Source organism: Legionella gresilensis (assembly GCF_900639865.1).
GTDB classification, from domain to species: domain Bacteria; phylum Pseudomonadota; class Gammaproteobacteria; order Legionellales; family Legionellaceae; genus Legionella_C; species Legionella_C gresilensis.
The window spans coordinates 1-19395 of sequence record NZ_CAAAHX010000002.1 but is presented as its reverse complement, the minus strand read 5'-3'; the positions used below and the strand labels follow the sequence as shown (position 1 = coordinate 19395).

Below are 19395 nucleotides of genomic sequence, written 5' to 3'. Positions count from 1 at the left end.
AACTTAGCCTTAATTAAGGCTAAGTTTTCTTAATTATTATTGATTTTTTGGAAGATTTAAGGATTCTTCTATATGTTGTAAGGCATCTGCTTTCTTTAAACCAAAAAAACTAAAGATCCGATGATAGCCCAAGGCCGCTCTTACGCCTTGGTCATTTCTTACATCGTCACCTTTTCCAATTGCTTCTTGTAAAGCGGTTTCAATAAGCTTTGCTTTTTTTTCACACCGAATGGCAAAAAAACTTTTGGAAGTTTTACGTAATCGATCAATTTCGTCTTGTACATATTTCACGCCGCGGGGAGAGCTGGCAGTGCTTTTATTTAAATTATTTTCTTTAATTACATTTACATTAGCGTCTAATAACATCTGACGTTGGTTATTTTCAACCCTTTTTATAGTTTGGTTGTTTAATTGGTCTAACTCACTTTTATTTTCCACTTGTTTCTGCGGTAATAACTTAGGAGATGAATACGGAGTGGCTATGGTCATCTCAGGATTTAAACTTTGATTTGCTGATAGCGTATGGATACTATCCTCTGTAAATTCTTTCTGGTCATCTGGGTCTTCTTCTCCATCGCTAAATACTTCCTCTTCATCACTTGCATCATACAATTGATTATCAAAGTCGTAATCATCTTCTAAGAGCGGATCATCTTCGTCAAATTCGTTTGTAACTTTTAGATCCTTTTGTTTTATCCAAGCCGATAATCCATCAAACATTACAGGAATAATAAATTTGTAATCTTCATCTAGTTGATCTAGATCTTGTTCGGTAACCTGCGTTAATACTTGCTCATGCTTAAGACGATATTCTTTTACAGTTTTTTGGTAGTCTTGTTGCAAAGGAGCAAGTAAATCTGACGGTAGTTCAAAATCTTTATCAAGCCTCGATAACCAATCTAGATTAGACATCGCTATTCTTAAAAACTCTACACAAATTGGACCGCAAGAGGCAAGCAGACCCTTGTCATTTTCAATACTTTGAATTGTATGTGGCGACGAAATAATATTAGCTATGTTAAGATTTTCTTTATCAAGGTTAGCTAATTCAGTACCTATTCTATCATTATCTAATCCTACTGGATTAAAAATAATGATATCTATTTTACCTTCAGGATTTCTTTTTAAAAAACCAGCTATATAATGTGCACCACCTGTTTCTGGCTTAACTATAAACGGCAAAAAAACTTTATGTTGATTTTTTGCTTGCTGAAAAAAGTTAATTAATACAGTAAAAAAATTAACTACATTAATTTCATAACCATCAAAAGATACATAAGGCGGTAACATAACATCTTTAATAGATTGGTTAGTATCAAATGGAAAATTATTTTTTATATCATTATAATATTTCCAGACTAGCCTTTGGGCATCATCTGGATGATACCAAGTTTTGAAATCACGCCCATCGCTTACATCGTTTACATCGTTTTTATCTTTACGATGTCTAAACTCCCTTGATGCTCTAGTTTCGATTTGCGAATCATCATTCTTAAATACTTCGTCTGGTCGAGTCGCCATTTCATTGCCTTAATTTGAATTTATTGTTAGATAAGAAAGCACCATGATAATTTTTATATTTATAAAATCAAACTATTTTCATCTATAATTTAATTGATTTATTAACTTAGATTATATTTTTGCCTAATGAAGCTAATTAATGCTATAAACACTAGTTTCATTCCTATTTTGAGTGCTTTTTATGCTAAAATAGCTCTCTTTAAAAAGAAGTGATCAAGTCATGTCTGATAATTATACGGCTCAAGCAATTGAAGTATTAAGCGGCCTTGAACCAGTACAACGCCGGCCAGGAATGTATACTGATACAACTAGGCCTAATCATTTAGCGCAGGAAGTTATTGATAATAGTGTTGATGAAGTTATTGCTGGTTTTGCCAACAGTATTATAGTGACACTCCATCAAGATAATTCTATCGAAGTTGAAGATAATGGCCGCGGTATGCCTGTTGATCTCCACCCACAACTTGGCTTAAGTGGGGTTGAGGTGATTATGACGCGCTTACACGCAGGTGGAAAATTCTCGGATAAAAATTATACTTTTTCAGGTGGTTTACATGGCGTTGGGGTTTCTGTCGTTAACGCTTTATCGGAGCATGTAGAAGTTACTATTAAACGTAATGGCGTGGTTTATCAAATGTCTTTTGCTAATGGCGATAAGACACAGGAATTAAATGAAATAGGCGTTGTAAAAAAACGCGATACAGGTACGACTATTCGTTTTTGGCCTAATCCCAAATATTTTGATTCACCCAAATTCTCAACTAAACAATTAATGCATGTATTAAGGGCAAAAGCAGTATTATGCCCTGGTTTATCCATGACATTTATCAATAATATCACGCAGGAGAAGACTTTCTGGTGTTTTGAGAAAGGGCTTGTCGATTATTTAAAACAATCTTTACCTGCTGATTATTTTCCTGATGAGCCTTTTACGGGTGAATTTTCAAGTGATGAAGCCACCGTTGATTGGGCTGTTGCTTGGTCACCTAATAGCTCCCCTTCTGGCTTAAATGAAAGTTATGTGAATTTAATTCCCACCATTCAAGGCGGAACTCATGTTAATGGTTTACGTGCGGGCCTCTTTGATGCGTTGGCTGCTTTTTGTGATTTACGTAATTTACTGCCCCGTGGTGTTAAATTAACCGCTGATGATTTATGGGAGCCTTGTCAATATATTTTGTCAGTAAAAATGAAAGAGCCTCAATTTGCTGGTCAAACAAAAGAGCGACTTAGTTCAAGACAAACGGCAGCTTTTGTAACTGGGGTAATTAAGGATGCTTTTGCTGTATGGCTTAACCACCATCGTAACTTTGGTGAAGCCATCGCTGCATTTGCTATCGAACGCGCCCAAAGGAGACTTAAACAGTCTAAACAAGTCGCTCGTAAGCGGGTAAGCCAAGGCCCAGCTTTACCAGGTAAGCTTGCTGACTGTTTGCAGCTTGATTTAAAACAAGCTGAATTATTTTTAGTAGAAGGAGATTCAGCAGGCGGTTCTGCAAAGCAAGCACGTAATAAAGATTTCCAAGCTATATTACCTTTACGAGGTAAAATACTTAATACTTGGGAAATTGATTCTTCTCATGTTTTAGCTTCTCAAGAAATTCATGATATATCCGTGGCTATTGGTGTTGATCCAGGCTCTGAAGATATGTCTGGCTTACGATATGGTAAAATTTGTATTTTAGCAGATGCTGATTCAGATGGCGCCCATATTGCCACCTTAATTTGCGCCCTTTTCCTACGTCATTTTAGACCACTTGTAAAAGCAGGACATGTATTTGTCGCTATGCCACCTCTTTATAGAATCGATGCAGGCAAACAAGTTCATTATGCTCTTGATGAGGAAGAAAAACAAAAAGTTATTACTAAACTTACTAAGTCAAATGCAGGAAAAATTAATGTACAGCGCTTTAAAGGATTAGGTGAAATGAATCCTATGCAGTTACGTGAAACAACGATGGATCCTGATACACGACGCTTAGTTCAGTTAACGCTTGAAGATGAAGATACTTCCATGTCTATTATGGACATGTTGCTTGCTAAAAAGCGAGCCACTGATCGCAAAGCATGGCTAGAAGACAAAGGAAATTTAGCTGATCCAGCGCTATAAACGCTGGATTGGTCATTAATTGAAACGAAACATTTCTAAATTTAAAAGTCCTTAAATTGCACTTAATTTAATACAAAACTTTCAAAATTGAGGTTTGTCAAATCAAATCTGGCTACTATTTATTTTCTTAACCAGATTGATTATTGGCAATCTCTTAATTAATCTACTTATGCGTTATTTATTATTAAATCTTAACTGGCTTGTCCTTTTCTAGGTGCCTTAAAAGTATATTATTAATGAAAGTTGATCAGTATTTTATTGGTACGTATAATTGCGCAACACTAATTAATCAATATTAACTTGTATGACTAAACTTCAAGTAGAATTAAATGCTTATATTGAGACACTGGATAAACTTGAAGTTATGTCCGAATATTTTACAAGACTAAAGAAAAAAGTTGATAAAGTCCTACTCTTTGGAAGAGCTAATAGTCCAATTGCAGAGAGAGTGGCTAGCCTTTACTATATAAATAATGATCGCAATAAAAATCAGTTCTTTCCTGTTAATTACTCGCAAAGCGAGCTTGATGTACTTCCCGCAGTAATCGCAGATAGCCTTCGTCTCTCTGATAAAGAACAAAGGAACGTACAAAAAACTATTGAGCCGTTTGCACGTTATTCTAAGTATTTTGAAAATGCTTATCTGTATGGAACAGGGACATGTGAGACCTATGCAATAGTTGGTGCTTATTTCCTAATGGTTGAATTTGTTGATGTAGAGTTATCAATAGAAACCTTATATTCAGACCAAAGTCATACCTACATTAGAGTACATACGACGCCTGAATATATTTTTGATTTTTGGGGCAATTTTTTATGCGAATATACTGATACGCCAACATGGAATGAATGTGTTGGTGAATGCTATCCGCGTAATGATAAATCTCGCACTAAAACTGTTATTACATTTTCTGATCGTGAGCAGTTAATTACATTAGGCAATGATATATTTTCAGAAAAAAATAAAGAACGGCGGCTTAAAATATTTAATCAAGTTGAAAGACTACTAGATAAAGAGTATCAATTTGAAAAAAATACTTCAGAAAGTTGCGGCCTAGGTAAGTACTTATCTGTGTAGAATTTATTTTTATCACTAAATTGCTCATACTCAAAATAATTATAGCTTTTACCTAGTACTATTAATTAATGATAGTTTCGATATGACGCATACAGAAAAGCTTTTTGGTTGGCCACAAAACATTGAATGGCTAATAGACGATGGTAAATTTTACATCCTCCAAAGCAGAGATATTACCACAAAAATTATATGAGAAAATTACCTACGCGTAAGCCTAATTTGAACTTACGCATAGGTAAATATTACTGTTTAACGATTATAAATTGTGTAATTAAGTTGATTTAATGAACCACTTGCAGCCACTGAATAATCACTCGTAGGTGAGGTATCCGCATAACTACAACCTAAATCAGTATTAGCTAAGTTAAAATGGATCTTAACTGTTTTGCTTGGTAAAGTTATAGTGTGAAATACAAGTTCACCAGCCATAGGTAAACTGGATGTATTATTTACTGTGAATACTTGCTCTGTTTTACTATCAAGTTTTTGAATACCGCCAGGGCTCAACTTACCACCATGTAATTTAATCTTAGTTACCAATAAATCATCAGCCAAGTCGTTTTTTAGCTTAATTTCAAATCCATCACAAGGAAGAGCTGCAGCCATCTGTGATACAAATAAGGAAGCCAGCGCTACTAATTTTATTGTTTTCATATTTAAACTACCTTTTAAAAATTGGCTCTAGGACAAAGCCTTATTAAAAATAATTGCACCTATAAAAATATAATAATTTCATTAATTAGATTTTTAATAGGGTATTAATTAAAATTCATTTAAAAAATGAACAAGGTAGTATCTTTAAATATCAAAAATTAATCAAGGTGTTTTTATTTTTTAGATAAGTGTTTAGGATTAACTTAAAAATATAAATTTAGGTTATTAAATTAATATCTGTATAAAAATAAACCTTGATTGCGCTACGCTACATCAAGGCTACATGAGTGAACTTAAATGCTAGAACGAAAGGTTAAGACATTACTCGATGGCAAATATTTATACCATGATTAACAACATCAACTAAATTAGCAGGTTTAGGAATAGTCGATTTACTAGAAAAAAAAGCTACCCCTGCTTGGACTCCTCGTACGTAGTTAGCAGCCGCGCCTAGACAGTTTAAAGTATTAGGCGCAATCGCTTCAAAAGCGTGAATAGCGACATCTGGCAGATACTCTATTGCCGCAGCCTCAGGATTATTAATATATTGCATCATGACAAGGCCTGCAACCAGCGCATTATAACCTCGATAGGCGGTGCTCCAGTTTAATAAATTATACATGCTTAGTTGGTGTTCTTGCTTCTTTACTTGTCCAGCTTGCTTCATGCCATTACTCCTTTATAAATCAAACCAAAATACTTTCAATTAAAAATTGCATCTTACCATTTTTTTGCATAAAAGTTGCAAAAAAATATAATATTATTAATAGATTACAATAATTGTGAAGCTTCGTTTTGACTTCGCTACGTCAAGACTACATTAGCTAAAGCTATCAATCTCACCTATAATTTTGCACATTAATTAAACCCAATGTTTATATATGGAAATCCCCTTCCAAGAGATTTAGTTGCAATTAAACGATATATTGCACCCAAAAATGCTATAGATATAATCGCAACGGCGAAAAGTATAGTCAGCCAAACAAACTTTGCATAGTTACACAAACAAATATTGATTAAGCTTTTCGAGCCCTTGCTAAATTCACTTGGCGAGCTTTCTAATCTTATTTTTCCCCTATCACTGAAAGAACCTAATTGAAATAGAAGATGATGATATTCGCTCTAGGAATTAGAATTATCATAATGAAGTAGATGCTATATTTAAATTAATTTATAAAGCCGATTTATTTGAAATCATAGACCAGGCAAATTTACCTAAGTAATTGAAGTCTGGGAATATGCGAACAACGCTTAGCAAATTTCGGATTTACTATATGAAAAAAAATAAAGAACCTGTCTGGATGAAAAAAGGGCCAGCAAAGCATTTTTACCAACATCTTCTCGAAAATAAATCAATTGTTCAACAATGGCTAGATATTCTAAGGTCCGCCTGGGGAAATCCCGAGCATCCAGATTTAGAAAAGTATTTAGATGTTTCTCACAAAAAAAAGATTATTAAAGGTAAAGATGGTTTAGAAGTTCCGATTTCTCTTTTCATACCTAAGGACCTAGATAGTTCTGCAATCTTTATTTATATACATGGAGGTGGTTGGATTTCGCCTACTGCTGGAAAGCATCAAGCTTGGGCAAAAAAAATCGCTTCCATGAGTAGGATAAAAGTTATAAGTATTGATTATCGTTTAGCACCGGAGCATCCTTATCCCGCAGCTTTAGAAGACTGCCTGACTGTTTACAAATATATACGAACCAACTCTAATGCTAAAATTTTTATTGGTGGTGATTCAGCTGGCGGTAACCTTGCAGCTGCAGTAGCGCTTTATTGTGCGGATCATGCCATTCAAATCCCTGATAAAGTATTATGTTTATGTCCACTAATGGATTTTAATTTTGAAAACTACCCTTCCATTTTCGAGTTAGGTATAGGTAACCCCCGTGGAGACTCTAGCTTATTAGCGTTTGAAAGATTTTGCTATGTCCCAGATAAAAGAAATTGGCAAATACCTTATGTAAGTCCTATGCATGGACAATTGCAGAATTTACCAGAAACTTTAATGTTAATTGCGGAAGATGATCCATTGCGCGATGATAATATTGCTTTTATTGAAAAATTAAAAGCAGCCAAAGTTAAAGTGACTACTTTATATTATAAAGATATGCCCCATACTTTCTATACCTATCCTGAGTTCTTACCTAAACAAGCACAATCAGCTAATGAAGCAATCGTCCAATTCCTTATCCAGTAGATGAACATCTGTGAGACTAAATGTCCATGTCATTCAGACCTATACATTAGTAATTAGCCGTTTCCTAAAGAAGTGCTAACCTAGGGATGAAACTCTTTGTTATCAGTGACCATATGGTTAGGTAGTAAATCATTATATTTCGTGGCAAAGATATGTAAAATTGGGTCATAATTTTTCACTAACTGAAGGATTTCATTCACTTCTTTATCTTTTCTTCTTTGTTGACTGATTAGTGAATTCACTAACTGATAAAAAGGCCCCCGAAATTCACTACGTAATAAATTACCACTATTAGCGCTTATAAATTCTTTTTGAGCACCATAGGGTAATTTAGCTACTAGTTTGATTAAACATTGAAAAGCTGCATAACAAACATGCCAGTCCACATCCGTCAATTTAGACTTAATTTCTGTGCATATCTTGTTCAATTCAGTTGATTGTAAATGTTGCGCAAACGCTGCTAAACATTTTAGCGCTGCTCGGCGAATACCTGGATCTGCATCAGTTAATTTAGTCATAACTTCCACGCCTATCGCGCTAAGCTCAGTTGGTTGTCCGTATGACGCAAGCCAGGTTAAAGAATTCACGGCTGCTAAACGAATATGCACATCAACATCGGCCAATTTAGCTCTAGCCTTAATACATATCGAAGTAAACTCAGGGGGTTTTACGTAGGGTGCAAACGCGGTTAAACACTTTACTGCGGCTTGGCGAACGCCCCACTTTGCATCAGGCAATTTAGCCTTGACCTCAGTAAGTATTGTGTCAATTTCACTGGGTTGTGCAAGTGGTACAAGCGCGGCTAAACAGTTTATAGCTGCTTCGCGAACCTCCCAGTCAGTGTCACTTAGTTTAGCCTTGACCTCAAAGAGTATATTGCTAATCTCCCTAGGTTGAGCATGTGGCAAAAACACAGCCAAACAATTTAAAGCTGCTTCGCGAATAAGCTCATCCTCATGAGCCAATTGAGCCCGAGCTTCATTACATATTTTACTAAGCTCGGTGGGTTTTACAAATGGTGCAAGCACAGCTAAACACTTTATTGCAGCTTGGCGAACATCCCAGCTCTCATCATAAGATAATTGCACCCTGACATTAGTGCATATCTTCATAAGCTCGGTGGAAGTTACGTATGGCGCAAGCGCAGCCAAGCATTTTACCGCTATTTTACGAATAGAACAGTTTAAATCAGCCAATTTAGGCATAATCTCAGTGCATATTGTTGTAAGCTTAATGGTTTGTGCATATGGCGCAAGCGATGATAAACACTTAATTGCTTGACGAGCATGCTTGCTTGGCTCCTTTAACATCACGCTCACAGAAGTAATAAACTTATCTAAATGAATTGGTAAAAGACAAGGCGCTAAATGAGCCAACCAATTTAAGGCAAGACAGATTTCTTCGCTATCAGCACTCTTTAATTGCGCCTCAATGTCATGGATTAGGCTAATATCAATTAAAGCAGGTTTATTCTCTAATTTGCTTATAATCAGCAAAATGGGTAATTTACTTTTAAAATCTAATAAAGGATTTTTGATAAGCTTAAACAAGACATTAGTTAATTGTTTATAATGTGCGTCTGTTAAATAAGCCATGTCAGTCGCAAAAGTCATTTCCTTTTTTAATAAATTATCTAAACAATGTTGTTGATAAGGAACGGCATCAATCTCTTGCTTATTTAATAAAGCAAGAGTCGCAATAAACGATTGATATTTATCAACTAAGCGACATTTCTTATACAAGGTCTCGGCAGATAGTTTAGAATGAATAGTAAGAGCAACATCTAATGGCAGCGCTGTAAAAAACGTAAGTGATGGCATGAATAATAGCTTTAAAAAAATGACTATTTTATGTTCAAATTTATTTTTTTCAATTTCTTTTGATAAATCTCATTAATATATCTGAAACAACACACTTATTTTTTTACAACTAGAATAATTAATATAAAAAGTGTTGCTTCTATCTTCATCTTATGTAAGTATTGCGCCGCTATGAGTAAGAAATTAATTTACACAATAAGTGGCATTACTTGCCTTACCTTTCTTCATGTTGGGCCTTTCAATAAGGTAGAAGTCCAAACGAAACTGCTAAATTATCAAAATGTAGTGTTTAAAACCCAAGTGATAAAGAATGCCACAAAGATGAGTGCCATCAAAATTTTGGCCAAAAATGATACATATTTTGAGAGAGGACTAGAAACAGTAGTTGTAAAAAAAAGCGCCTTACATAAGCAATCTCCTAAAAAGGTTAGTGTAAATAATAAAAATCTCTTTTTAACTTATGTGTCTTTTAAAGACTTGCCAGGCTGGGATAAGGCTAATGTTCAAAAATCCTTATTAGCATTCCAGACATCATGCGAGATGTTTCTAAAAAAATCGCCAGTAGATCCAATTGGAACTCAAGACATTAAGTTAAAAGCTCGTGACTGGTATCCTGCCTGTAAAGCTGCCTTAGAACTTAATTTTGTTACAAAAGAGTCTGCAAAAAATTTTTTTGAAAAATGGTTTTATCCCGTTGAATTTGAGCAAAAAAAAACCGGCCCTGTTTCTAGCGTATTTACGGGTTATTACATGCCAAAAATACAAGGTAGTTTAAAGAAAATTGATAAATATAATACTCCAATTTATGGTTTACCAAATCGGAAATATTTAACCTTGTATACTCGAGAGCAAATTGATAAAGGAGCCCTTAAGAAAAAAGCACCTGTGATTGCCTGGGTCCAAAGCCCAGCAGAGCGGCTTTTTCTAGAAATAGAAGGTTCTGGTGTCATTCAATTACCTGACGGCAAAGACCTCTATCTAAATTATGCTGGTGAGAATGGTGCTCCTTATACCTCCATTGCCGAAGTGCTAATTAATAAAGGCATCCTGACACGACATAAAGCCTCTAAAAAAGCTATCTTACATTATTTAGAAAATCACCCAGAGAAGGCGAAAAAAATTATTCATACCAATAAATCTTTTGTTTTTTTCGAAAACATCAATAGGCCTGCTGCACTCGGTGTACAAAATATGACTCTTACTCCAGGCTATTCTTTAGCTGTGGATAAAAAATGGATTCCAGTTGGCGCCCCTCTCTGGTTAGATACAACACGACCTACTATAAAACAACCTAAGGAAAAAAAACTACAACGCCTGATGATTGCGCAAGATATTGGTGGCGCCATTCGTGGGTTCATGCGTGGGGATATTTTTTGGGGATCTGGAAAACTTGCAACATTTTTAGGTGAGCATATGAAAAGTAAGGGACATTACTGGCTCTTGCTACCAAAGCATATTATATAGTGGATGTAGCAGCACAGCCTTTAGAAGTGTCATGTAAATCATATGTCGCAATTATTGCTAGTGGGCTTAGACATGAAATGTCAAAGCAAGAGATTAAGGAAAACTTAGCCTTTTGAAGTTGATTGCGTATAACACACAACAAGTACAAGGCTTGGTTGAAACAAACTATCCAAAACTTTCTTAATGATATAGTACCAATCTAAATTGTGAGCATCCTAATGTCGTTTCAATTAGCGGTTTTAAGCCAGATTTAAGTCCAGCTGGTCGTTATACAGGCTCTTTAATTAAAAGTGATGGGGGAAAATTAGTTTTTCTAACTGCAGGACATTGTACCTGGCTCTGGCAAAATCAACAATTTAATAACCCTGAGTTTAAAATCGGTGTTCATTTGACGCAAATCCTAAACCGCCTACTTCTTAAATTAGAGTACTTTTCAAATAAGCAATGCATAGGTTATTAACCCTATGTAACTAAATAAATTAAGGTTTAAAGTTAGAAGGGTGATTTTCATCTTCTGAAACAGTAAATTGTTTTAGAATATCAACAAAATTACTGGTAAATGTAGGATCTTTTGAGGATTAACTCTCTATAAACATTAAAGAAAGCAGTCCTACTGCAATGAATTATCTTATAAATCTATTACTTGGTTTTAAAAAGCTAGACGAAGAGTTTTATTATTATAATAATGAGCGCCCTTATCTAGGTTTAATTAGTTATGAGAGAACCCGATGCCAATATTTATTGATAACCAACTTTGGATAAAAAGCTTGTTTAACTAAAATTGACCTGAGAGACATTTATTCAAAGTGGGATACTACCGGTACTACTACACAATTATAAGAAAGGGATATTACTATGCTACAAGAAGAAAAAAATTCCCCGCCACATGAAATGGAGCAAAACAACACAACAATTTTAGATGTGCCGGATGACGTTATCGGAGTAATAGCATCTAAATACCTTTCTCTACATAGTATTTTTTCATTAAGGTTAACGTCTAAGAAATTCGCATCTAATCCCCAACTTAAAGCAGTAATGGATATTGAGAAAAAGAGACTACAAATCGCTGTTCATGCATTTGGCAGTTTTTATTTATGGGAGGGGAAAGTATTTGCAGTTGGGAGGCCATATAGAGCCTTAACAAAGACTATAGAGCCTATTCCCATTCCAAGTGATTTTTTGATAAGAGCCATGCACATGGGAAGTGAATATGCTATTTTTGGCGATATGAAAAATAACTATTTTGAATTTGGAAAGCACCTTTCTTCAGAACTGATTCCTACCTATGCAGAACAAATAAAGAAGATAGAGCTTTCAAATGGTGTCATTACTAAAGTTGCAACGGGTGACTACGATTATTTTATTTGTGATAGTAAGGGCCAATGGCATCATTCTTCAGAGCCCTATCAAGCAGCATTAGATTGTATTCAGAAAAAGGGTAAAAATATCACCGATGTGGTTCACAAAAATAAGCATACTTGTTTGCGCGATAGTGATGGTCGGTGGTATGGATTTGGTAAAGGTGAGCTTTTTGGTACTGAGGGAGAAATTAATGAGCCTGTGCTTATTACGTTACCCACCCAAGAAACAATTTTAGACATTAAGCTTGGTAAAGAAAATACTTTTATACGTGGTAGTAGTGGCCAATGGTTTGCTTGTGGTCGCAATAGTCGTAACCAATTAGGGTCTAATGCGGGTGCCTCTTATCTCATTTTTAAATATAAATCTCCACAGGGCCTTCCAATTGAGAAACTGGCTGTGGGCGATTACCATGTGTTTGCATGTGATACACAAGGTCAATGGTATTTTTCAGGAGGTTATATTAGGCATCAATCAAATGATAGTAAGCGCCCTATTTCAGTTTCATGGGAAGGTGATAAATTATTTGAACCTATTAATTTACCTAACTCAAATAAAATCATTAAAATTATTACGGGTACGTCGCATACTTTTTACCTTGATAATCATAGAAATTGGTATGTTGGAGGGCCGAATATAAGTCATGATCTAATCGGCCTTAAAGAATCAACATTAACTTTACAACCACAAGAATTTAATTTCTTTGAGTTAGCAAATATTTCAGATAGTGAAAATAGTTTGGAATGGTATGAGAGTATGAGATTTTAAATTTTTCTTTAACAACTGCGAATAGAAGGCAAGGTTACTTTGCTATGAGAATAACTCTCAAAAGTGGTGTTAAGCTTACTAAACGAACCATCTCTAATAAAACCCATCAAAGTAAAACCGATCCTGATGCGAGCTTAGCGTTTAAAAAAGGCGCGCCTCGCACCTTAAAATATAAAGCGCATGTCTGCACAACGAGCCAAAGTCGCGTTATTTTAGACATTAAAATAACCACAGGCGCTGTTCATGACTCACAACCTTACCTTGAGCAGCTTGATACTATCTTATTTGGAAAATAATAGTTTCCAACTTACTAGATTCTCACGAGATGATATCTGTATTAAAATTATACAAATATAATTAGTTAATGAAAATAATATTATGTGTCCTAGAAATCAAAACGATTTGTCCGTGATAGATGATAATGAAAGTTTTCAAACAATTTTATCGTTTCCCGAAGATTTAGTCATCAATTCAGTCAACTTCTCTGAATTTATTGATCCTAAACACGCAACAGATCCTAATAAAGTTTGGGTATATTTTAAGACTGATATTCAGTACGCTAACGAAGTCGATAGCACTAAGCTTGAAAATACGGTGAAAAAAAACGGCTTATTATGCAAGGTGAGTTGATTGATAATCAAGGTCAGCGGATTACTTTAGAATATATTACGCACAATGCATGGCAAATTCGCAAAGGCCGGGCAAAACAAGCCAGGGTTTGGGTCTATGCAAAGACAGATGTCGCATATGCCGCCGAAGTCGATAATACTAAGCTTGAAAATACGGTGGAAAAAGACGGTCTTATTGTACAAGGTGAGTTGATTGATAATCAAGGTCAGCGGATTACTTTAGAGTCTATTAAGCAGAGTGCATGGCAACTTCGCAAAGGTCGGGCAAAAAAAGCTATGGTTTGGGTCTATGCAAAGACAGGTCTCGCGTATACCGCCGAAGTCGATAGTACTAAGTTTGAAAATACGGTGGAAAAAAACGGCCTTATTATGCAAGGTGAGTTGATTGATAATCAAGGTCAGCGAATTACTTTAGAATGTATTAAGCAAAGAACATGGAAAAATCGCCAAGGCCTGTGGGTGTTAGTCAAGACTACTACGAAATACGACCCGCCTTTTGATATAAATGATCTTCAAAATACAAAGGAAAAAAATGGCCTTGTTGTGCAAGGTGAGTTGATTGATAATCAAGGTCAGCGGATTAATTTAGAATATATTACGCAAAAAGTATGGCAACTTCGCAAAGACCAGGCAAAAAAAGCCAGGGTTTGGGTCTATGCAAAGACAGGTGTCGCCTATCCCATCGAAGTCAACAGTACTAAGCTGGAAAATACGGTGGAAAAAGACGGCCTTATCATGCAAGGTGAGTTGATTGATAATCAAGGTCAGCGGATTACTTTAGAATGTATTACGCAAAGAACATGGCAACTTCGTAAAGACCGGGCAAAACAAGCCAGGCTTTGGGTCTATGCAAAGACAGGTGTCGCGTATGCCGCTGAAGTCGATAGTACTAAGTTTGAAAATACGGTGGAAAAAAACGGCCTTATTATGCAAGGTGAGTTGATTGATAATCAAGGTCAGCGGATTACTTTAGAATATATTACGCAGAGTGCATGGCAACTTCGTAAAGACCAGCCAAAAAAAGCTATGGTTTGGGTCTATGCAAAGACAGGTCTCGCGTATACCGCCGAAGTCGATAGTACTAAGCTTGAAAATACGGTGGAAAGAGACGGTCTTATCATGCAAGGTGAGTTGATTGATAATCAAGGTCAGCGGATTACTTTAGAGTCTATTACGCAAAGTGCATGGCAGTTACGAAAGAAAAGTGCTGCAACAAGCTCTAATTTAGATAAAAAAATAGTATCACAGTCTCTTTCGATAACGCATACTCATACTGCTAATGCCAGTCCTACCTTTTTCTCGCCAATAAACAAAAGGAAAGCTTCCCATATCGCATCTGAAGTTGAAATAATAGATATATTGCAACGCGCTGAGCGTTCTGGGTTACTTGATGAACTTTCTAGTTGCCAGGTTGATAATTATGATGAGATAGAAGAACTGCTTAGCAAAAAGCCTAAATATATATAAAAGATTTGAAAAAAGGGTTCTGTTGCAAAAACTATGAAAACTACAAAATAACATGGTCAAGCAAAAATGCACTCCCAATTAAGCTATATGTTCTAAGTCTGCCTTAATCAGCGCCTCAAGTTGATTTGGAGTTTTATGCCCAAAAAAGAGTGAAGCTGTTTGCCATTTAGCCGGCGTTGAATTATTAATAATATCAGTGAAATTATTTAAGTCTAACTTAAATCACAGGATTACTATTGACTGTTGAGAACTTAAAAAAATAGGCTAAAACGTCAATATTACAATAATTCAACGTCGGCGTAATACCTAGACAGATAAGGAAGAGAAAACAACAAAAAAATTAAATAAAAATACTTATTTTGTAATACAGATGTTACTTTAGCTTCTACGATGCAGTCCATAGGTTAGCTTTGGTAAAGATTATTTTTTTATTTATTAGTTAAGCTATCAGCGGAATCTTTCTGATGTGTTTCATCTTGACTATCAACTGAGTTTCTGGCTCCAAAAAACCCAAATGTTGTGAGTGAATCAGAAGATTTTAGCCTTTTATTGGCGAAGGCAGTTGCTGGGCTTTCTTGTTGTATTTCTGAAGCAAGCTCGCTACTTTTTCTCTTACTACTGAATTTATCCGCATCAGCTGATGACAAGATAGGGGGCTGCGTGCTTAATAGTGTTAGAATCTCGTCATTAAAATCAAGTAAGTCAACATCTCTTTCCTCATTTTCCGCCTGCTCTTGAGTGCAGACTGATGTGGCAAGTATAGAGTTGACCCATTCTTCAGACAAATCGATGTTCCCATCAAGCGCTTCTTCAACCTGGCTAAATTTTACGGGTAACTCTACCTCAGGGAAAGCTGTGCTCGTTGTTTCATTCATTGCAGAGAATGCTTTGCCCTTCAACTGCTTATCTTTCTTTTGGCGTTGGCGCAAGGCATTTTGGGTAATGCATTCCAGCGTAAGCACGTTCCCTTGCTCATCTTTTCCCTCACCTGTCTGGCTAAAAGTACCTTTTTTATTAGTCGAGGAGGTATAGTTAGTAATTTCTCCCTGATAAACCTGACTAGTACCCTTTATCACCCAGACTTGTTGTTGACGTGCGCGCAAGGTTTTGGGGTTAATGCATTCCAGCGTAAGCACGTTCCCTTGCTCATCTTTTCCCTCACCTGTCTGGCTAAAAGTACCTTTTTTATTAGTCGAGGAGGTATAGTTAGTAATTTCTCCCTGATAAACCTGGCTAGTACCCTTTATCACCCAGACTTGGCGTTGGCGTATAAGTAAGGCATCTTGCGTAATATATTCTAATTTAATTGAGTGCCCGTACACTTCTAATTGACCTTTCACCACCAGGCCATGTTGTATCTCAGTATTTTTTAAATTTGGGATATCCTCTAGATTCGGATAAGCTATACCTGTTTTTTCATATACCCAAACTCCTTTTGCATCAACATTGAAGTTGCTTGAATGAGAAATTAAAATTTCCGGAAGCGGCAGAATCGTTTGTAGTTCGCTGTCATTTAAAGTTGCTAAATTGCTTTGATTAATAGGACACATAGTAATATTTCCATTATTTAATTACAATTTGTATAATTTTAATACATATATTGCCTCGTGAGAATCAAGTAAGTTGGAAACTAATTTTTTCCAAATGGGAAAGTTTGTGCCTATGTTCTTGCATATTACCCCGGCACTAAATTATAACAATAACTATACTACTGCATAAGCGACTTCTTTTTTCTTGAAGAAGTTTCTGATTTTCTCAGGATTAAATTGAATTTTTGTCAAGTGATAGCGAATGTTTATAGTTAAATCATCCAGTGTTTTCAATGCTCTGAAATCGACTACCCGACTTTTTAATTGCCGGTGTTTTGCCAACTAAACCATAGGTTCTGCCGCGATTATCAGTGGATTGGATACCCATTTCATCGATAAAATAGATTCTTGCGCCTTCTTGTGAAGCTCTAACCTTAATAGCTGGGTAGATTTCAGTCAACCACGTTTTCACCTTGTTGTCATTTTGTTGATAAGCCTGTTTGATGGGCTTTTGACTTGAAAGCCCATTGAGCTTATTAGCTTCCTTATGCCGCGCTCACTATAGTGAATTGAAAATTTTATCCCGATAAAATGTCTGATAATCTTCTTGCTATTCCATAACGAATGTTCAAGCCCCACTTCGTCAGGTGTCTTGTTTAATAAAATCGCTATCAGTGCTTGCGATTGCTCTTCTGACAAATAGCGGTTAGTTAAAGGAGCAACCCCACGGCGTTTATAATTAAAACTCGTGTCGCTATCCATTCTATAGGCTTTGATATATCGGCTTATTGTTGACGGCGTAAAGCCCAATAAAAGGGTTGCATTAAACCTTCTTTTATCACCGCTTCTACCGCTTTGCGTCTCAACAATTGCAATTCATTGATTGTTAGGTTCCTGTTATCCATACTTAGCTTTTTAATACTAAAGTTTCTCGTATTATATGATCATAATAACCTTGTTAAAATTTAGTGCCAGGTTAATATTAAACTGTTCTAAACATACGCATAATTTTAAATCCTTTGAAAGAAAAACGAGGTGAATCAGTTGAGAACCAAGAAATAAGGATAATCACAGCAAGGTATCCAGCCAATACTACTACCTTACCTGTTCTACCTAGGTTTAAACCTCAACAAGACTATATTAAAAACTCTAAAAAATGATCACAAAAAATTTTCTTCTGACGTCGACAAATTAATTTCATATGTAAAAAATTCGCATCATTATGTTAGGCGGGATCCTCAAGTATTGTCTCAAGTTAAATGTAAGAAGATGCATGGAAATTATTGAATTTATTATATGAGAAACTACCGTTTTCAACTGCAATAGACTGGCAGCTAACAATAGTATTTTATTTTTTTCACCTTCACACAGTTATAGTTACCTCTTAACTTATTCAAGAAATGAAAATGCTTTAATCGAGGGTATTACCCTGCATTCGATTTAGATGAGGGCTTTATTCCTTCTGAATATGGTGCTTTTATTACTGAAGAAATGAGCGGTGCTTTTGAGCAGTGGAAATCAAATGATAGAATAGGACCAATTTTTACTACCTGAATTTTAGCGTAGTAATGTAATGAGTTCTAAAAATCCTTAAGTGAAAAGATATGCAACATGAATTTAAATTTCTTAACCAATTACCACTTAATATTGGTAATGAAGTCACGCCCTATTTATCTACCCCTGATCTACTAAAAATTTCTCTGCTGTCAAAGGGACATCAATTTTTTTCCCAATCACCATTAGAGGTACGTAAATTTTTACATTATATTGTATGCGGTAAATATGGAAAAGTCTTAGCGATGCTAGAAAAAGATAAGACATTACTGCTTAAAAAAGGTAGCGTTACCGATTGCTCTGGACGTGCTTTTGCAAATATTACTGGCTTTGAATATGCACTTTGGGCGCTAGATAAACCTATGTGGACAACAATACTTACTTGCATTCCACCAAGCGAAGAGAATAAAAAAATACTAGTCAATTTGTTATCACAATATAACAATATAACCACCAAAGGTCTCACCTATAAGCTAAATGGCCAAATTATCAGGCAACAGCATTTTGATTTTACTAACACTATTATTAAAGAACTGCAAACGTATGTTAATGCTTCTGGAGCGCCTTATGTACCTGGTATTAAGAGAGATTGGGATGCTGTTGACAAGCAATGGCGCGAAGGGGTAGGTGGTACACAGAAGATGCTTCCCATGCATGTTGTTTATGTTTACTGCTCAGAATGTCCGATGTCTGAATTCATTATACAACCCCATTCATCGACTCAATTTCAGAATTGGGATGATCCTGCAGATACCGATTGGTTTGGACTAAATTCTAAATTAGGTAGTGATTTTGCCATCCTTAAAGGAAATGGCTCGTCAACGCCGAATAAAAATTGGTGTGCATACGCTGTACAGAATCCAAGGCAGACTAGGGGCATGTATCAACAGAATTTAGACAGCTTAAAAGAATTATTTCAAGCAAGGAGGGATGATTTCATTAATCTTAAATTACTTCTTGAACAACAAATAGCCTATACTAATCAGTGCAATTTATTCCAGCTCTAATTATGGTTCTGTTGCAAAACCGTAATTCTATAAAGAGCAAAAGTGTTATTATAACCGATGGCACTTAGATTAAACTTAATAAAACGAGAGTTGAAACAGGTGCAACTTCAACAGTTATTTTGAATCTTCCAACGTGGGAAGAGATTCTAAGATGAAATGGGGCTGCAATCGTGTGACAATCGTGGCAGAACTTATAGCCTTGTCAACTAAACACCTGGGATAAAAAAGAGA

The 19395-nt window shown here is 35.7% G+C and carries 16 protein-coding genes and 1 pseudogene; 10 read left to right on the top strand and 7 right to left on the bottom strand.

The window, feature by feature from the left end; translation table 11 throughout:
- Positions 1 to 36 precede the first annotated feature (36 nt).
- Positions 37 to 1521, bottom strand: a complete 1485-nt coding sequence (locus E1P04_RS01935; protein WP_131781251.1) for a hypothetical protein — start codon at positions 1519 to 1521, stop codon at positions 37 to 39.
- Positions 1522 to 1741: 220 nt separating this feature from the next.
- Between E1P04_RS01935 and parE the strand changes: the two genes are divergently transcribed.
- The 3 genes from parE (at position 1742) to E1P04_RS18335 (ending at position 4902) form a co-directional block, all read left to right on the top strand.
- Positions 1742 to 3631 (top strand): DNA topoisomerase IV subunit B, encoded by a 1890-nt coding sequence (gene parE / locus E1P04_RS01930; protein WP_131781250.1) that lies wholly within the window; start codon positions 1742 to 1744, stop codon positions 3629 to 3631.
- 304 nt (positions 3632 to 3935) lie between these two features.
- Entirely contained in the window at positions 3936 to 4709 is a 774-nt protein-coding gene (locus E1P04_RS01925; protein ID WP_131781249.1) for a hypothetical protein, read from the top strand.
- A gap of 82 nt (positions 4710 to 4791) precedes the next feature.
- The gene (locus E1P04_RS18335) at positions 4792 to 4902 is read left to right on the top strand and encodes a PEP/pyruvate-binding domain-containing protein (protein ID WP_131781248.1); all 111 of its coding nucleotides are present in this window, start codon (positions 4792 to 4794) and stop codon (positions 4900 to 4902) included.
- 56 nt (positions 4903 to 4958) lie between these two features.
- Here the strand turns inward: E1P04_RS18335 and E1P04_RS01915 are convergent, their stop codons facing one another.
- A complete protein-coding gene (locus tag E1P04_RS01915; protein ID WP_131781247.1) occupies positions 4959 to 5363 on the bottom strand; it encodes a hypothetical protein in 405 nt (134 codons plus the stop codon).
- Between the two features lie 313 nt (positions 5364 to 5676).
- The gene (locus E1P04_RS01910) at positions 5677 to 6030 is read right to left on the bottom strand and encodes a hypothetical protein (protein WP_131781246.1); all 354 of its coding nucleotides are present in this window, start codon (positions 6028 to 6030) and stop codon (positions 5677 to 5679) included.
- A 607-nt stretch (positions 6031 to 6637) separates the two neighbouring features.
- Between E1P04_RS01910 and E1P04_RS01905 the strand changes: the two genes are divergently transcribed.
- Entirely contained in the window at positions 6638 to 7567 is a 930-nt protein-coding gene (locus tag E1P04_RS01905; protein ID WP_165482651.1) for an alpha/beta hydrolase, read from the top strand.
- An 80-nt stretch (positions 7568 to 7647) separates the two neighbouring features.
- On the opposite strand, the gene E1P04_RS01900 is transcribed toward E1P04_RS01905, so the two are convergent.
- Entirely contained in the window at positions 7648 to 9387 is a 1740-nt protein-coding gene (locus tag E1P04_RS01900) for a sister chromatid cohesion protein PDS5 (RefSeq protein ID WP_131781244.1), read from the bottom strand.
- 171 nt (positions 9388 to 9558) lie between these two features.
- Here E1P04_RS01900 and mltA point away from each other — a divergent pair, with 171 nt between their 5' ends.
- The 5 genes and pseudogenes from mltA (at position 9559) to E1P04_RS01875 (ending at position 15074) form a co-directional block, all read left to right on the top strand.
- The gene (mltA, locus tag E1P04_RS01895) at positions 9559 to 10851 is read left to right on the top strand and encodes a murein transglycosylase A (protein WP_131781243.1); all 1293 of its coding nucleotides are present in this window, start codon (positions 9559 to 9561) and stop codon (positions 10849 to 10851) included.
- Between the two features lie 855 nt (positions 10852 to 11706).
- Complete coding sequence (locus E1P04_RS01890; RefSeq protein ID WP_131781242.1) at positions 11707 to 12978, top strand: hypothetical protein; 1272 nt, start codon at positions 11707 to 11709, stop codon at positions 12976 to 12978.
- A gap of 80 nt (positions 12979 to 13058) precedes the next feature.
- Positions 13059 to 13244, top strand: a pseudogene (locus tag E1P04_RS01885) (IS1182-like element ISLlo2 family transposase); the annotation flags it as partial.
- 136 nt (positions 13245 to 13380) lie between these two features.
- Positions 13381 to 13608 carry a hypothetical protein gene (locus E1P04_RS01880; protein WP_131781241.1) on the top strand — a complete coding sequence of 76 codons (228 nt, stop codon included), beginning with the start codon at positions 13381 to 13383 and terminating at the stop codon, positions 13606 to 13608.
- The gene (locus E1P04_RS01875) at positions 13593 to 15074 is read left to right on the top strand and encodes a hypothetical protein (protein ID WP_131781240.1); all 1482 of its coding nucleotides are present in this window, start codon (positions 13593 to 13595) and stop codon (positions 15072 to 15074) included. The genes E1P04_RS01880 and E1P04_RS01875 overlap by 16 nt, the downstream gene beginning before the upstream one ends.
- 428 nt (positions 15075 to 15502) lie before the next feature.
- On the opposite strand, the gene E1P04_RS01870 is transcribed toward E1P04_RS01875, so the two are convergent.
- The 3 genes from E1P04_RS01870 to E1P04_RS01860 all read right to left on the bottom strand — a co-directional run bounded on the left by E1P04_RS01870 (position 15503) and on the right by E1P04_RS01860 (position 17365).
- The gene (locus E1P04_RS01870; protein ID WP_131781239.1) at positions 15503 to 16624 is read right to left on the bottom strand and encodes a hypothetical protein; all 1122 of its coding nucleotides are present in this window, start codon (positions 16622 to 16624) and stop codon (positions 15503 to 15505) included.
- 256 nt (positions 16625 to 16880) lie between these two features.
- Positions 16881 to 17075 (bottom strand): hypothetical protein, encoded by a 195-nt coding sequence (locus E1P04_RS01865; RefSeq protein WP_131781238.1) that lies wholly within the window; start codon positions 17073 to 17075, stop codon positions 16881 to 16883.
- The gene (locus E1P04_RS01860) at positions 17072 to 17365 is read right to left on the bottom strand and encodes a winged helix-turn-helix domain-containing protein (RefSeq protein ID WP_131781237.1); all 294 of its coding nucleotides are present in this window, start codon (positions 17363 to 17365) and stop codon (positions 17072 to 17074) included. The genes E1P04_RS01865 and E1P04_RS01860 overlap by 4 nt, the downstream gene beginning before the upstream one ends.
- Before the next feature lie 842 nt (positions 17366 to 18207).
- Here E1P04_RS01860 and E1P04_RS01855 point away from each other — a divergent pair.
- On the top strand, positions 18208 to 19164 hold the full coding sequence (locus E1P04_RS01855) for an F-box protein (protein WP_131781236.1): 957 nt from the start codon (positions 18208 to 18210) through the stop codon (positions 19162 to 19164).
- Positions 19165 to 19395 lie beyond the last annotated feature (231 nt).

Excerpts from the sequence above, each read along its gene's own strand:
- E1P04_RS01855 (WP_131781236.1), top strand. The coding sequence starts at position 18,208 with ATGCAACATGAATTTAAATTTCTTAACCAATTACCACTTAATATTGGT.
- E1P04_RS01875 (WP_131781240.1), top strand. The coding sequence starts at position 13,593 with ATGCAAGGTGAGTTGATTGATAATCAAGGTCAGCGGATTACTTTAGAA.
- E1P04_RS01860 (WP_131781237.1), bottom strand. The coding sequence starts at position 17,365 with ATGGATAGCGACACGAGTTTTAATTATAAACGCCGTGGGGTTGCTCCT.
- E1P04_RS01870 (WP_131781239.1), bottom strand. The coding sequence starts at position 16,624 with ATGTGTCCTATTAATCAAAGCAATTTAGCAACTTTAAATGACAGCGAA.
- E1P04_RS01910 (WP_131781246.1), bottom strand. The coding sequence starts at position 6,030 with ATGAAGCAAGCTGGACAAGTAAAGAAGCAAGAACACCAACTAAGCATG.
- E1P04_RS01935 (WP_131781251.1), bottom strand. The coding sequence starts at position 1,521 with ATGGCGACTCGACCAGACGAAGTATTTAAGAATGATGATTCGCAAATC.
- E1P04_RS01925 (WP_131781249.1), top strand. The coding sequence starts at position 3,936 with ATGACTAAACTTCAAGTAGAATTAAATGCTTATATTGAGACACTGGAT.
- E1P04_RS18335 (WP_131781248.1), top strand. The coding sequence starts at position 4,792 with ATGACGCATACAGAAAAGCTTTTTGGTTGGCCACAAAACATTGAATGG.
- E1P04_RS01915 (WP_131781247.1), bottom strand. The coding sequence starts at position 5,363 with ATGAAAACAATAAAATTAGTAGCGCTGGCTTCCTTATTTGTATCACAG.
- parE (WP_131781250.1), top strand. The coding sequence starts at position 1,742 with ATGTCTGATAATTATACGGCTCAAGCAATTGAAGTATTAAGCGGCCTT.
- E1P04_RS01905 (WP_165482651.1), top strand. The coding sequence starts at position 6,638 with ATGAAAAAAAATAAAGAACCTGTCTGGATGAAAAAAGGGCCAGCAAAG.
- mltA (WP_131781243.1), top strand. The coding sequence starts at position 9,559 with ATGAGTAAGAAATTAATTTACACAATAAGTGGCATTACTTGCCTTACC.
- E1P04_RS01900 (WP_131781244.1), bottom strand. The coding sequence starts at position 9,387 with ATGCCATCACTTACGTTTTTTACAGCGCTGCCATTAGATGTTGCTCTT.
- E1P04_RS01890 (WP_131781242.1), top strand. The coding sequence starts at position 11,707 with ATGCTACAAGAAGAAAAAAATTCCCCGCCACATGAAATGGAGCAAAAC.